Origin of the sequence: Faecalicatena fissicatena (assembly GCF_016900595.1) — a bacterium.
GTDB classification, from domain to species: domain Bacteria; phylum Bacillota; class Clostridia; order Lachnospirales; family Lachnospiraceae; genus Claveliimonas; species Claveliimonas intestinigallinarum.
This window is the reverse complement of record NZ_JACLYY010000017.1, coordinates 47,489-61,143: the sequence shown is the minus strand read 5'-3', so window position 1 is coordinate 61,143 and position 13,655 is coordinate 47,489. Positions and strand designations below refer to the sequence as shown.

General features: G+C 54.3%; 11 protein-coding genes and 1 riboswitch. Of the genes, 2 read left to right on the top strand and 9 right to left on the bottom strand.

The annotated features are described in order from the left end of the window. Positions 1 to 132 precede the first annotated feature (132 nt). The 5 genes from H7U36_RS14020 to H7U36_RS14000 all read right to left on the bottom strand — a co-directional run bounded on the left by H7U36_RS14020 (position 133) and on the right by H7U36_RS14000 (position 6,356). Positions 133 to 1,524, bottom strand: a complete 1,392-nt coding sequence (locus H7U36_RS14020; protein WP_033124372.1) for a glycine--tRNA ligase — start codon at positions 1,522 to 1,524, stop codon at positions 133 to 135. Positions 1,525 to 1,589: 65 nt separating this feature from the next. Continuing rightward, the gene (gene recO / locus H7U36_RS14015; RefSeq protein ID WP_243426777.1) at positions 1,590 to 2,336 is read right to left on the bottom strand and encodes a DNA repair protein RecO; all 747 of its coding nucleotides are present in this window, start codon (positions 2,334 to 2,336) and stop codon (positions 1,590 to 1,592) included. Beyond that, positions 2,284 to 2,469: a hypothetical protein gene (locus H7U36_RS14010; RefSeq protein ID WP_205156358.1), complete on the bottom strand. Its 186-nt coding sequence runs from the start codon at positions 2,467 to 2,469 to the stop codon at positions 2,284 to 2,286. The genes recO and H7U36_RS14010 overlap by 53 nt, the downstream gene beginning before the upstream one ends. Before the next feature lie 55 nt (positions 2,470 to 2,524). Continuing rightward, positions 2,525 to 3,421, bottom strand: coding sequence for a GTPase Era (era, locus tag H7U36_RS14005; RefSeq protein WP_138304193.1), 897 nt, complete (start codon positions 3,419 to 3,421; stop codon positions 2,525 to 2,527). A 13-nt stretch (positions 3,422 to 3,434) separates the two neighbouring features. Continuing rightward, positions 3,435 to 6,356 carry an insulinase family protein gene (locus H7U36_RS14000; protein WP_205156357.1) on the bottom strand — a complete coding sequence of 974 codons (2,922 nt, stop codon included), beginning with the start codon at positions 6,354 to 6,356 and terminating at the stop codon, positions 3,435 to 3,437. A gap of 176 nt (positions 6,357 to 6,532) precedes the next feature. Between H7U36_RS14000 and H7U36_RS13995 the strand changes: the two genes are divergently transcribed. Further along, positions 6,533 to 7,069: a GNAT family N-acetyltransferase gene (locus tag H7U36_RS13995; RefSeq protein WP_205148850.1), complete on the top strand. Its 537-nt coding sequence runs from the start codon at positions 6,533 to 6,535 to the stop codon at positions 7,067 to 7,069. Between the two features lie 108 nt (positions 7,070 to 7,177). On the opposite strand, the gene H7U36_RS13990 is transcribed toward H7U36_RS13995, so the two are convergent. Genes H7U36_RS13990 through H7U36_RS13980 form a run of 3 tightly spaced genes read right to left on the bottom strand, consistent with a single transcriptional unit; the run spans position 7,178 to position 10,568 of the window. Next, positions 7,178 to 7,738: a chorismate mutase gene (locus H7U36_RS13990; RefSeq protein ID WP_205148851.1), complete on the bottom strand. Its 561-nt coding sequence runs from the start codon at positions 7,736 to 7,738 to the stop codon at positions 7,178 to 7,180. A 55-nt stretch (positions 7,739 to 7,793) separates the two neighbouring features. Then, complete coding sequence (locus H7U36_RS13985) at positions 7,794 to 9,056, bottom strand: FAD-dependent oxidoreductase (protein WP_205148852.1); 1,263 nt, start codon at positions 9,054 to 9,056, stop codon at positions 7,794 to 7,796. 48 nt (positions 9,057 to 9,104) lie between these two features. Further along, the gene (locus tag H7U36_RS13980) at positions 9,105 to 10,568 is read right to left on the bottom strand and encodes an SLC13 family permease (protein ID WP_033124378.1); all 1,464 of its coding nucleotides are present in this window, start codon (positions 10,566 to 10,568) and stop codon (positions 9,105 to 9,107) included. A gap of 157 nt (positions 10,569 to 10,725) precedes the next feature. On the opposite strand from H7U36_RS13980, the gene H7U36_RS13975 reads away from it, so the two are divergent. Continuing rightward, positions 10,726 to 11,613: a LysR family transcriptional regulator gene (locus H7U36_RS13975; protein ID WP_205156356.1), complete on the top strand. Its 888-nt coding sequence runs from the start codon at positions 10,726 to 10,728 to the stop codon at positions 11,611 to 11,613. A 69-nt stretch (positions 11,614 to 11,682) separates the two neighbouring features. On the opposite strand, the gene H7U36_RS13970 is transcribed toward H7U36_RS13975, so the two are convergent. Next, the gene (locus tag H7U36_RS13970; protein ID WP_052083747.1) at positions 11,683 to 13,299 is read right to left on the bottom strand and encodes a Na+/H+ antiporter NhaC family protein; all 1,617 of its coding nucleotides are present in this window, start codon (positions 13,297 to 13,299) and stop codon (positions 11,683 to 11,685) included. A gap of 140 nt (positions 13,300 to 13,439) precedes the next feature. Next, positions 13,440 to 13,613: riboswitch (Lysine riboswitch) on the bottom strand. Between the last annotated feature and the right edge of the window lie 42 nt (positions 13,614 to 13,655).

Genomic DNA, 13,655 nt, shown 5'->3' with positions numbered 1-13,655 from the left:
AAATATGGGAGTTGGCATTTTGGCAAAAAGAGTGGTGCTGGAGCTAGGGCTCCAGCACCACCTTTGTCTACAGTCTGAGATCGGTTCAAAATTGAACCGATCTTTTTTACTGCATTTTTACCGCTTACGATTTTACCACTCAAACTTCTTCTCGAAATATTTGTCCAGATCCTCGATCTTGATCCTCTCCTGCTCCATGGTATCTCTGTCGCGGACAGTCACTGCCCCGTCCTCCTCGGACTCAAAGTCATAGGTCACGCAGTAGGGAGTTCCGATCTCATCCTGACGGCGGTAGCGCTTTCCGATATTTCCTCTCTCGTCGAACTCACAGTTGTATTTTTTGCAGAGCTGTGTGTAGACCTTGGCAGCGCCCTCACTCAGCTTCTTGGAGAGAGGCAGAACGCCGATCTTCACAGGCGCGATGGCCGGATGGAAATGAAGGACTGTACGCATATCGCCGCCCTCCAGCTCCTCCTCGTCATAGGCGCTGCACAGGAAGGCCAGAACCATGCGGTCCGCTCCCAGTGAGGGCTCAATGACGTAGGGGATGTATTTTTCCTTCTTCTCATCGTCGAAGTAGGTCAGATCCTGCTTGGACACCTCCTGGTGCTGGCTCAGATCGTAGTCTGTTCTGTCCGCGATGCCCCAGAGCTCGCCCCAACCGAAGGGGAAGAGGAATTCCACGTCTGTGGTAGCCCGGCTGTAGAAGCACAGCTCCTCGGGAGAGTGGTCTCTCGCCCGCATCTCTTCTTCCTTAATTCCCAGGGTCTTCAGCCAGTCAAGGCAGTACTTCTTCCAGTACGCATGCCACTCAAGGTCTGTTCCCGGCTCACAGAAGAACTCCAGCTCCATCTGCTCGAATTCTCTTGTTCGGAAAATAAAGTTTCCAGGTGTGATCTCGTTCCTGAAAGACTTTCCAATCTGGCAGATACCAAAGGGGATCTTCTTTCTGGATGTGCGCTGCACATTTTTAAAGTTCACAAAAATGCCCTGAGCTGTCTCCGGCCGCAGGTACACGGTATTCTTCGCGTCCTCTGTCACCCCCTGGAAGGTCTTGAACATGAGATTGAACTCCCGGATCTCCGTGAAATTATGTTTGCCGCAGGATGGGCAGGGAATGTTATGTTCCTCGATAAAGGCCTCCATCTGCTCATGGCTCCAGCCGTCAATGGAGGGGCCAATATCAATACCGTTCTCCTGAGCGTAGTCCTCGATCATCTTGTCCGCGCGAAATCTCTCGTGGCACTCCTTACAGTCCATCAGAGGATCGCTGAAGCCGCCCAGATGTCCGGACGCCACCCATGTCTGGGGATTCATCAGGATCGCGCAGTCCACGCCTACATTGTAGGGATTTTCCTGGACAAATTTCTGCCACCAGGCCTTCTTTACATTGTTTTTCAGCTCCACACCAAGATTTCCATAGTCCCATGTATTTGCAAGACCACCGTAAATCTCAGACCCCGGATAGACAAAACCTCTTGATTTTGCAAGGCCTACGATTTTGTCCATTGTCTTCTCAACCATTTTTCTTTCTCTCCTTCATATAGTTCTGGATAATGTCAATATTATAACGTTAAGTACCGCAGTTTTCAAGCCCCGATCATCTGCTCCAGTATATCCAGTGATTTAAAATGCCGATCCACATAGATTTCCATATATCTTTTCATGATCGCCCCCAGCTCCCCCAGCACCTTCTCCGACACCGCAAAGGTATACAGCTTCTCAATGCTGGATGTCTCGATATACTGCATGGCGTAGAGGGTGGAGGGATCCATGGGCAGGCAGTCCACACTGTGGGGCCGGCACCCGTCACAGACAAGTCCCCCCTTAAGAGGACTGAAAAATCTCCCCTCCGTACTTTTCCGGCAGATCACGCAGTGAAATACGTCCGGCCCCTCGCCGTTTATGGTAATGGCCTTCAGCTCATATATGTACCGGATCAGCCTGTCCGGAATGGACTTTTTTGCCAGAGCCCGCAGAGTCTGATAGAGAAGCTTTAAAAGCTCCGTCTCATCATTTGCCTCCCGGGCATAGTAGTTGGCTATATCCATGAAATAGAACCCGTAGCAGGCGCCCTCCACATCCATCCGCAGCTCGGCGAAATAGTTGGAAATAGAGGCGGACACCATGGTGTAGGAGGTCCGCCCCTCATACAGGGAGAAGCTTCCAAAGGAGAAGGGTTCTGTCGCGCCTGACAGGGGATTGTTGGGTCTGCGCGCCCCCCTGGCAAACGCGGCGATCTTCCCCCGCTCCTTTGTCAGCAGCACCACTCTCTTGTCATATTCACCGATAGGAGTGGTCAAAAGGACCATTCCCGTCAACGTAATCTGTTCCAATCTTTTTCTCTCCCATCCCGGCTGCCGGGTCGTCATATTTCTGCATGATCTCCATGCACATCTCTATCCCTTTGTACTCGAGATAGTCCCTGACAGCTCCCGAGCGCATAAACCTGTCCCAGTATTCTTCCATTGCGTCACCTCATCTTCCTGCTGATGAGTTTAGCATCTCCTGTGAACGGTTCCTTTTATTCATCCTCCCGGTATCCAAAATTTTTCATCAGGTATTCGCTGTCTCTCCAGTCCTTCTTCACCTTCACCCAGAGCTTCAGATTTACCTGGCATCCCAGCATTTTTTCGATTTCATACCGGGCCGTGCTGCCGATCTTTTTCAACATATTTCCTTGTTTTCCAATGATTATCCCCTTGTGGCTGTCCCGCTCACAGATAATGGTGGCGTCAATGTGCATGACCTTCCTGTTTTTCTTCATGCTCTCAATGGTCACGGCAATGCCGTGGGGGATTTCCTCATTGAGGCAGTGCAGGGCCTTCTCCCGGATCAGCTCTGCCACAATCTGGCGTTCCGGCTGGTCCGTGATGGTGTCCTCATCGTAAAACTGAGGGCCGTAGGGAAGGTATTTCATGATCACCCTCAGAAGCTCGTCTGTGTTCTCTCCGCTCCTGGCCGACACGGGCACGATCTCGGCGAATTCGTAGAGATCCTTGTAGGCGGCGATGGCCGGAAGCACTTCCTCCCGTTTCACCATGTCCACCTTGTTGATCACAAGGATCACCGGCGTATGTACCTTTTGGAGCTGGTCAGCGATGTGCTTCTCACCTGCCCCGATAAATGTGGTGGGCTCCACCAGCCAGAGCACTACGTCCACCTCGTTGAGAGTCCGCTCGGCAATATTGACCATATACTCACCCAGCTTATTCTTGGCCTTATGGATGCCCGGCGTGTCCACGAAGACGATCTGTCCCTCCTCCGTGGTCAGCACGGTCTGTATCCTGTTCCTTGTGGTCTGGGGCTTGTTGGATGTTATGGCGATCTTCTGGCCGATCAAATAGTTCATAAGCGTTGACTTTCCAACGTTTGGCCGGCCTATGAGAGTCGCAAATCCTGATTTAAAATTGTCTGTCATATTAACTCCTTTATTAAAAGCTTGTCACGCTGTCGAACATATCCCTGTTCTCCTCGATTTTCTCCTCGCTTCCGATAACGCAGACCTGGTCCGCGGCCAGCATGGCTTCCACCACGCCGGCCAGGGCACGGATATCCTCCTGGGTGGCGTCCAGCACCTGAGCCCGCTCCTGGCGGATCATGTCCGCGCTGACATGGTTCATGTAGAGGTTCATGGACCGGTCGCCTCTGGAAGCCGGGGTCATGGGCTGATCCAGGTTACTGATGGTTCCGATAATGTACTTGTTCATATCCCGGTCGCTGACCGTAAAGCTCTTCAGATAGGCCACAACGCCCTCGTACACGTCCATGGTTCGCTTCAGGTGGGGATCCCGATAGGAGACGAGATACCCCTCCCCGATCCGGTTGAAGTTGCTCATGCAGCCGTAAGCGCCGCCCTTGACGCGGATATTCTGCCACAGATAGTCGTAGCTTAAGATCACCTTCAGGATCTGCAGGGCTCCTGTGTAGGACGCGCCGTGGTCGATGAAGTTGCCTGTGCGGGCCACATACTGGACCTTGGAGGCTGTCTTGAAGCCCTCGTTCTTCTTCTGGCAGTGGATCACACAGGGCGTCTCCGGCGCCTCGCCTGCAAAGAGGCCCTCCTTCATCTCCTTTACCAGCTCCTCCAGGCCGTCCAGCCCCTCCCGGGAGGCTGTGTAGCTGACCATCATATTGTCTCCCCGGAAGATCTGCCGGCCAAGCGCCTCAAGGGCCCGGGTCAGGTCCTCCTTTCTCTCCTCAAAGTGGTCTGTCAGGTCTGCCACGAACTGATAGAACTCAATGCCACCTGTCATGTCCTTGAATTTCGCCGAAGGCGAAGCGTAGGACAGAGCCCGCAGGGCAGCCGTTGTGTGCCCTGATGACTGGAAGCGCATGAGCAGGCGGGATTTCAGCATATCAAGGATCTCCCTGATCCGCTTTGTATCTCCCAGCTTTGACCTGGTGAGGATCTCCTTCATCATCCGGAAGGCAAAGGGAAGCTGGCCGTACATGGCTCTGGCCTTGATCTCAAAGGTAGCACGGAAGGCCTTCTCCTCCACCCTCGTCACGTCGTTGTAGAGCTCCAGTAAGGTGCCGATACCGCCGGTGTGACTGTTGATCTCATTGAACAGCTCCCCGTACTCATAGTTCTCTGTGTCGATAATGCCCAGCACGGACTGAAGGATGCCCACATAGCCCAGCATCTCCTCCGGCACGTCCGACAGGTCAAACATCAGGTCCACGTAGCCAATGCCGTTGGTCCATGTCTCGTGGAACACAGCTGGCACATCCGCCAGCGTCATCTCCTCATTGATGATGGGCGCAATATCCCGGGAAATATCTGTCCGCTTCAGCACCGGGATTTTCTCAATGTCCGACTGCCTGTCGGGCTGGGACTGGTAATCCTCCAGTTCCTTTGTCCGCTCCACCATGCGCTCCTTCTCGGCGTCGCTTAAGCTCTCCTTGTAGGCTTCAAGCTTCTCCTCCAGCTCACGGTCCATCCTGGCGGTGCGGCCCCGCTCCGGCTTCACCACGACGATGGCTCCGTGGGTGTTGTCCAGCAGGTATTTCCGGATCAGCTCTTCATAGTAGCCTGTCCCCACCTGCTTTTTCAGGAACTCAAAGGTAGCAAGGGCGTCAATGTGCATAAAGGGCTCATTCTCATCGTAGAGCCAGCTGTCCATCATCTGCAGCCCGTACATAAGTCCCTTTGGATAGCTGCCAAAATCCGCCTCCCTGTAGCGGAACTCATGGTAGTTGATGCCCGCCTCCAGGGCCTTCCTGTCCAGTCCCCTGTCCGCTATGCCGGTCAGCACGTCCTCGATAATGCGGACAAATTCTTCCTTCTGCTCCACGTTGGCATTTTTGGCGATCACAGAGAAGATAGGCTGGTAAATACCGTTGTCGTAGGAGCCCATAATGTCCTTTCCTATCCCGGCATCTGTCAGCGCCTTCTTAAGGGGCGCTCCCGGCGCAGACAAAAGGGCGTAGTCCAGGATCTGGAAGGCCAGATACAGCTCCCGGTCCAGGCTGGTGCCAATAACTTTATTGTAGGAGAGATAAGTGTTGTCCTCCTCCGGCTCATCGCTTGCTATGGAGTAGGGAATCTCCTTTTCCGCCATACTTGTAAAGGGCTTCTGCAGACGGATGGCAGAGTCCACCGGCTCATTTTCATACCGGCACAGGTACTCCTCATCCAGCCAGTTCAGCTTCTCCTCCATGTCCATATCCCCGTAGAGGTAAATGTAGCTGTTGGACGGATGGTAGTATCTCCGGTGAAAATCAAGAAACTGCTCATAGGTCAGCTCCGGGATCACGTCCGGGTCCCCGCCGGACTCATTTGCGTAGGAGGTGTCCGGGAACAGAGTGTTCAGCACCACTCTGTCCAGCACGCCCTCGGGGGAGGAAAAGGCCCCCTTCATCTCATTGTACACGACCCCGTTGTAGGTCAGCTTTCCGTCCTTCTCCTCCAGGTGGTAGCTCCAGCCCTCCTGGCGGAAGATCTCATCGTGCTCGTAAATGTTGGGGTACAGCACGGCATCCATGTACACATGCATTAGGTTCTGGAAATCCCTGTCATTGCAGCTGGCCACCGGATAGACCGTCTTGTCCGGGTAGGTCATGGCATTTAAAAAGGTATTCAGGGAGCCCTTCACCAGTTCCACAAAGGGATCCTTGGCCGGGAAATGCTTTGACCCGCAAAGAACCGAGTGCTCCATAATATGAGGCACTCCGGTGCTGTCTGAGGGGGGCGTTCTAAAGGCGATGCTGAACACCTTGTTGTCGTCGTCATTTTCAATGAGGACCACTCTGGCGCCGCTCTTTTTGTGTCTTAAAAGGTAACCTGTGGATTTGATCCCGTCCAGCTCCTCCCGGCGGATCAGCTCATAGGCTTTGCAGTTGTTTATCTCCATACTATCTATCCCCGTTTCTTTCTTAATCTCTTTTTATCTGAACATATATTATAGCAGTTTTCCCGCAAATAAGAAAGCTAATCATCTCTTTTTACCAGTCTGACAGGATGAAAAAAATCCTGGTATGTGTTATAGTCAATACATACTGCCAAAAAAATGATCGGAGGATACAAAAAATGACCACATTCAGACATTCCACCCCGGAGGATATAGAAGAAATCATGGAGATCATCGAGCGGGCCCGTGCCTTTCTCAGGTCTCAGGGGCTGGACCAGTGGCAGAAGGGTTACCCGGACCAGCAGATCTTCCTCTCCGACACAGCCACAGGCCTTGGCTATGTGCTGGAGGAGGAAGGGCGTATCGCGGCTGTGTGCGCCCTCACCTTCACGGAAGATCCATCCTACGGAAATATTTACGGCGGGCAGTGGCTGACCGAAAATAAAGGCGGCGCAGCCCCCGCCTACGCCGCCATCCACCGCATGGCTGTAAACGCCGCCCTGCGGGGAGAAGGGTACGCGGGCAGGCTCTTTGAAGAGGCCGCCGCCCTGGCCCGGGAGAGGGGTATGGAGAGCATCCGCATCGACACACACGCAGGCAACCTGCCCATGCAGCGGGCCCTGGAGAAATCCGGATTTTCCCGCTGCGGTACCATCTATCTGAAAGGCGGGGCCGAGGACGGGGATGCGAGGATCGCCTTTGAAAAAATCCTGTAAAATCCTTTACCCATAGCCCCGGAAACATATCCCCGGAACCGCAAAGGGAACCCGGAAGAGCTGCTCGCAGCCCCGCCGGGTTCCCTTTTCCTTTCACACTGCCAGTCGCTATTTTACTGCCAGGATTTTAAAGTCGTCTGCCTCTTTGCCGATCTGGCAGAGCAGACGGCGCATATTGCTCTCCTTCAGATTGCCGTCCAACGTCATGGTGATCTTCTGGAGGCCATCCTCTGTCGCCAGGTTCATGCTGTCTATGGTGATCTTGTTCAGCTTTGTCATATTGACAAAGAGATTGAGATCGCTTGTGGCAGAGGGACAGGTAAAGGAGATCTCTACCTGTGTGTGATCCGTATTCTCGTCCACGCCTGCCGCCTGCGCCGCGCCGTCCACTACCGTGTCCTGCATGGCTGTCAGCTTGCCGTACTGATACCTTCTGCTGACGCTCATGAGATGGCGCAGAAATGTGACATACTCATCATAGACCTCCTGATCCACGTCTCCGGCTCTCTTCTCGATAATGGAAAGCTCTCTCTCCAGGACGAACACATCGCCCCCTGTCTCGGCCTTCACCTCGGCCACCTTTTTGGCACATTCCATTCTCTTTAAAAATAAAGGTTTCATCTGTGTGTCCACAGCGTCAATATCCGCGCGTGCTTCCTCAAGTGTCATAATCCGTCTCCTTCCCTGTCTCTTTTACAAAATTTCCTAATGCCTTACAGCCGTGCTACAGCAGCGCTCCCTGCTTCCTGAGCTCCTCCCGGACAGTGTCTGCTTCCGCCTGTCCCCGGAGCGCCTGGCAGGCCGCCGCGACGCCTGCCGCATGTCCTGTGGCAAAGCAGGTTCCCATGACCCGGACCGCCGCGTGGGCCGTCTGCTCAGAGGACACCATCCTGCCGGCGCCGTAGAGATTGTCCAGGCTCTCGCACTGGAGCGCCCCCAAGGGCACGTCAAACCAGCTGCCCTCGGACACCTCGATGTAGGTTCCCATCTTGTTGGCGTCCATGTGGATCTCCGGCTTCCAGCCGGCTCTCGCCACACCGTCGGGCCGTTTTCTCCTTCCCAGCACATCCTGTGCGGTGATGATCTCTTTGCCCTTCATCCGCCTCGTCTCACGGAAGCCGATGGCCGGGCCGATGACTGTCAGCTCACAGTTCTCCATGCCGTGGAGATATTTCTTAAAGGCCTCCACATAGTAGAGCACCTGTCTCCTCGTATCCAGCTCCATTCTGGTCAGCTCCTGGCAGTCCAGGCCCGCGGGGATGGTGCTGGGAAGAAGGACTGCCACCTGATCCGAGCCCTCTCTTTTCAAGATAAAGCCTTTCTCCTTTGTCAGGTGGGGAATTCCCTCCTCCTTTGCCCGGATGACCGCCTTCTCAACAGCCTGGGGCGTCAGGTCACAGGAAGTGTCCACGCCGCTCAGCCGGAAGGGAAGAGTGGCCGCCTGCACGTTTCCGTTCTCATCTCCCCAGAGAGTAGGCGCGCCCGCCAGATGAACTACATTGGCATCTCCGGTTGTGTCCACAAAGGCCTTTGCCTCCACCAGAAAGCGGCCCTCATCGTCCACGCACTCAAGGGCTGTCACTGCCCGCCCCTCTGTGCGGACGCCGGTAATCCTCGTGTGGAAAAAGCAGGTGACACCTGCCTTCTCCAATACATTGTCCATGGCGCATTTCAGATACTCGGGATGAAAGTTAATATTTTTATTCCCAGTGGCAGACACCACATAGTTCCAGGAGGACTCGCTGAGGGCCTTCATCTCCTTCAGGATCAGCTCCCCCGCCCCCTCCACGACCCGCACAGGGTTTCCCCCGCAGGTGAAAAATCCGCAGAAGGCGGCCACGCCGGAGTGGGTGGCCTCCCCTCCCAGGTAAGGATTTCTCTCGATGAGCAGTGTCTTCGCCCCTGTCATGGCCGCACCGGCGGCAGCGGCCACACCGGCCGTGCCCCCGCCTGCCACAACAACATCATACTGATATTTTCTTTCCACGTGTAATTTCTCCTCTCACACAATAGACCAATAAACTGTCATCCGTATCTATGAGATGAACAGAGATCCAAGCGGGTAAGCGATAAAGCTGAGCACCAGGATACCCGCGATGGCAAACAGCGCGCCCCATACAAACATGGACTTGGTATCCGTCCATCCGGAACCAATGGCAACCGTGTTGACCGTACTCTGTCCTGCCGGTGTCATGTTGCAGATAGCAGCCGCAAATCCAACCATGCAGACTACAGCTCCCACATTGACAGACCCTGCTGGCAGAGCTGTCAGAACGGACAGGGCAACCGCACTTACTACTGTCGTGGTAACAATGTTGGATGAAAAGTTTGTCTCAATAACAGCCCATGTCATGAAGAACAGGATCAGGCCGATCACCGGGAGATTGGCTGTCAGCGGCTCCAGCGCGCCTGTCAGCCAGGCGCTGATGCCCACATCCTCGTTTGTCAGGCAGGTGCCAAGCTGTGTGGCTGCGGCTGTCATCAGCACGCTGCCCCAGAGCACGCCCTTGCTGACTGTCTCCTTGAAGTTCATGATGCTCTCGCCATCTGCCCGTACAACGAACAGGATGATACATCCGAGAAGCGGAGGCATAGCTGTGGACCAGCTGTTGACTGTGGCATAGAAGTCAGGCAGCACGTTCTGCACAAGGCTGGGAGCTACCCAGAGGAATACAGTGAGGGCCATAACGCCCAGGATCACCTTCTCCTTGAAGTCCGCTGCCGGAACTGTGCCGCGAAGGCTCATGGCCCTCTCAGGCTGGATATCCTTGATATCGTCCGGACGGTAGATAAATTTGAAGATCAGGATCAGGATCACGATCAGGATGATACCTGTGGGGATACCCATAGCCATGTACTGGAACTGGTTTACGTCATTTCCTGTAGCTGCTGTGTAGTATCCGATAGCCATTGTGGGCCACACATGTCCGATGGCTGTCATACCGGAGGAAAGGCTGATACAGAAGGCGGAGCCCATCATGATCATATTTCCTGCCTTGCCGCCCTTCTTCAGGCCGAGAACCTGGTAGATATCCTCCAGGAAGGGCATGAAGGCCACAAACAGTACGGACGGGGAAATGAAAAGTCCCATGAATGTCACGGCCGCAAGCAGGAAGCACACAAAATACCAGGGGCCTTTCCTTGCTATCCTGTTTGTGATAAAATAGATGGTACAGCGCCGCACAAAGTTTGTCTTTGACAGCGGGTATACCAACATGAAGGTAAACAGCAGGAAGGCCACGGTGGTATTTCCGAAGGCTCCCGCAAAGGTGCTTGAAAATCCGAATAACGGAAGCAGACCAAGGGCCAGCAGAGTGATCATACTCGGCCAGTCAATGGAAATCGTGATCCACATGATCAGTGAACCGAAGAATACGCCCAGCACAGCCCACGCGTCCTTGGAAAGTCCGCCCATCGCCGGCATGAACCGGGAGCCGATGATAACTACGAGGGCAAGTACCAGAAATGCTGTGTCTTTTACACTTTTCTTGTTTTGCATTTTCTTTCTCCTCTCATTCCTTTTACTTTATTACTTTGATGTGTTAAATCGCTCTATCATTATATACAATTTAATGCTATTTGTAAAGAAATAATATGTTATAATGTCTATAGGTTTTTCTTATATCATCTATCATTTATAGCAGGAGGTCATCCATATGCAGATCCAACAGATGCGCTACGTTCTGGCCGCAGCGGAGAAAAAGAGCTTCTCAGCCGCAGCCAAGGCCCTTTTCCTTTCCCAGCCCTCTCTTTCCCAGCAGATCCTCCACCTGGAAAAGGAGCTTGGCGTTCCCCTTTTTGTCCGCCACTCCAAGTCCGTCACCCTGACCGAGGCCGGTGAGCAGTTCGTCTCCTCAGCCCGCAGAATTCTCAATGAAGTGGACCAGCTCTCGGAAAACATGAAAAAGTACAGCGTTCTGGAGGCGGGAACGCTCCGCGTAGGTATGCTCTGGATCGCAGGGTATCTGCGGCTGCCAAGGGTCATCACGGACTATCACCGCCTCTTCCCGGGGATCCGGTACCAGCTCCACGTGGAGGGAAGCAACACCCTGCTTGCCATGCTGGACTCCCGGCAGATCAACGCCGCCTTTGTCATCGGCTCAGACACCATCTCCGCCCGGGAGGAGTACGACTGCCACAAGCTCATGGACGACTATTACGTGGCCGTCATGTCCAGAGAGCATCCTCTTGCCGGAAGACCGCTGCTGTCCATCAGCGATCTGGACGGCAAAGACATCCTGATGCCGGCAAAGGAGTCCGCCTTCCGCAGGGACATTGAGCAGGTGTTTTCCGACCACCACATCGTACCTAACGTCATCTGCGAGACAAGCCAGTCCGATATTGTCATGCAGCTGGCCTCCCAGAACCTGGCAGTGGGCTTTTCCTCCCGCTCCATCGCGGAGAAGTTGCTGATGCCGGAGTGCTGTATCGTGCCGCTGGAGGTAAGGCTGTCCCGCCCGATCTACTATGTGACCCTGCGGGAGCTGATGGACGTTCCCGCCGTCAGGTCCTTCACGGAATTTGTCCGCACATACCATTTTTAAAGCGGCAGAGCCTCGCAAAAAGAGACAGGCGTGTCCGGCACGGACACGCCTGTCTCTTTCTATTTTTCTCTACTCTTCTTTTCCATATATGTTCCTGAGCACCAGCAGCACCCCAAGGGTGATCACAATACCCACAGGCAGCGCGATCCACGCCGTCTGGACAAATCCCGCCACAATATATACCACAAAGGATATGGCCGCCACAGTGATGGCGTAGGGAAGCTGAGTCGTCACGTGGTTCACGTGGTTGCACTGAGCTCCCGCCGAGGACATGATGGTTGTGTCCGAGATGGGCGAGCAGTGGTCGCCGCACACAGCCCCTGCCATGCAGGCGGAGATGGAGATGATCATCATCGTCTCATTCTGTCCCTGGAATACCGCCACCACAATGGGGATCAGGATACCGAAGGTTCCCCAGGAGGTCCCTGTGGCAAAGGCCAGACAGCATCCCACCAGGAAGACAATGGCAGGCAGGAAGTTCATCAGGCTGCTGGCGCTGGACTGTACCAGATCAGCCACAAACACATCCGCCCCCAGGCTGTCCGTCATGGCCTTCAGTGTCCAGGCAAAGGTGAGGATCAGGATAGCCGGCACCATGGCCTTAAAGCCGTCCGGAATACAGCTCATGCACTCACTGAATTTGGTGACACGGCGGATAAGATAGAAAACAATGGTGATCACGTAGGCGCAGAAGCTGCCCAGCACCAGTCCCACAGAGGCATCGCTCTGGGAGAAGGAGGTGACAAAATCTGTCCCCGAGAAAAATCCTCCCGTGTAGATCATGCCGATGATACAGCAGATGATCAGCACAATAATGGGAAACACAAGGTCAATCACCTTCCCTTTTCCTGTCACAACCTCTTTTTCCGCATCCGCGTAGGGGCGGTCCGGCGTCGTGTAGATATCGCCCTTGATAGCGTTCAGCTCATGGGTGCGCATGGGGCCGTAATCCACCTTCAGCACCGCGATGCCAATCATCATGACGATGGTCAGCAGGGCGTAGAAATTGTAGGGGATGGCCCGGATAAAAACGGAGAACCCGTCCTCTCCGGGAACAAAACCGGTCACAGCCGCGGCCCAGGAGGAGATGGGGGCGATGATGCACACGGGGGCTGCCGTGGCGTCGATCAGGTAGGACAGCTTGGCCCTGGAGATGTTGTGCTTGTCTGTCACAGGACGCATAACGCTCCCCACTGTCAGGCAGTTAAAATAGTCGTCGATAAAGATCAGCACGCCCAGAAGGATGGTGGCAAGCTGGGCCCCTGTCCTCGTCTTGATGTGTTCCTTCGCCCACTCGCCGAAGGCGGCAGAGCCTCCCACCTTGTTCATCATGCAGACCATGATGCCAAGGATGACAAGGAACACGATAATCCCCACATTGTAGCTGTCGGAGAGCACAGAGATGATGCCTCCCTGGAAAACGTGAGTGATGGTTCCCTCAAAGGTAAATCCCGAGTAAAAAATGCCGCCGATCAGAATTCCGATAAACAGGGAGCTGTACACCTCCTTGGTGATCAGGGCCAGCACGATGGCCACAAGGGGCGGCAGCAGCGACCAGGGTGTGGCAAACATCCGGGGGACGTACTCTGTCTCCTCCCCAGCCGCAAAGCACAGGAGCGGACTGCAGGCCACAAAGAGCATGACAGCAGAGAGCGTCCACAAAACTTTTCTCTTTACATTCCTCATAAGTACCTTCCTCTCTTATACAAAGATAAATAGTAAAAGCCATGAACAAGCGCCGGGCGCACTCATTCATGGCATGTCATTCTCAAACGGTATACACTGCCTCTCCCTCCGGCCGGCAGTGTCATCCCCTCCTCATTCAACACTATGATAGCGCTCCACAGTTGTGACAGTCCACAGGATATTCTCACTGTGTCCCAGGGTACAGCTCCGGGTTCGTCTGTTCCCTTCGGCGGTCTTCCCTTTCCTCTGCGCGGCAGTCCTCCCGGGGACTGTGGCCGCGCGGTACTGATGAACACCGCGCCTCTATCCAGTCTTACTTATTCATATATACATTTCTATCATCTTTGGGTACGAAA

Coding starts and splice junctions, on each gene's coding strand:
- H7U36_RS14020 (WP_033124372.1), bottom strand. CDS start 1,524: ATGGTTGAGAAGACAATGGACAAAATCGTAGGCCTTGCAAAATCAAGA.
- H7U36_RS14010 (WP_205156358.1), bottom strand. CDS start 2,469: ATGGAAGAATACTGGGACAGGTTTATGCGCTCGGGAGCTGTCAGGGAC.
- era (WP_138304193.1), bottom strand. CDS start 3,421: ATGACAGACAATTTTAAATCAGGATTTGCGACTCTCATAGGCCGGCCA.
- H7U36_RS14000 (WP_205156357.1), bottom strand. CDS start 6,356: ATGGAGATAAACAACTGCAAAGCCTATGAGCTGATCCGCCGGGAGGAG.
- H7U36_RS13995 (WP_205148850.1), top strand. CDS start 6,533: ATGACCACATTCAGACATTCCACCCCGGAGGATATAGAAGAAATCATG.
- H7U36_RS13990 (WP_205148851.1), bottom strand. CDS start 7,738: ATGACACTTGAGGAAGCACGCGCGGATATTGACGCTGTGGACACACAG.
- H7U36_RS13980 (WP_033124378.1), bottom strand. CDS start 10,568: ATGCAAAACAAGAAAAGTGTAAAAGACACAGCATTTCTGGTACTTGCC.
- H7U36_RS13975 (WP_205156356.1), top strand. CDS start 10,726: ATGCAGATCCAACAGATGCGCTACGTTCTGGCCGCAGCGGAGAAAAAG.
- H7U36_RS13970 (WP_052083747.1), bottom strand. CDS start 13,299: ATGAGGAATGTAAAGAGAAAAGTTTTGTGGACGCTCTCTGCTGTCATG.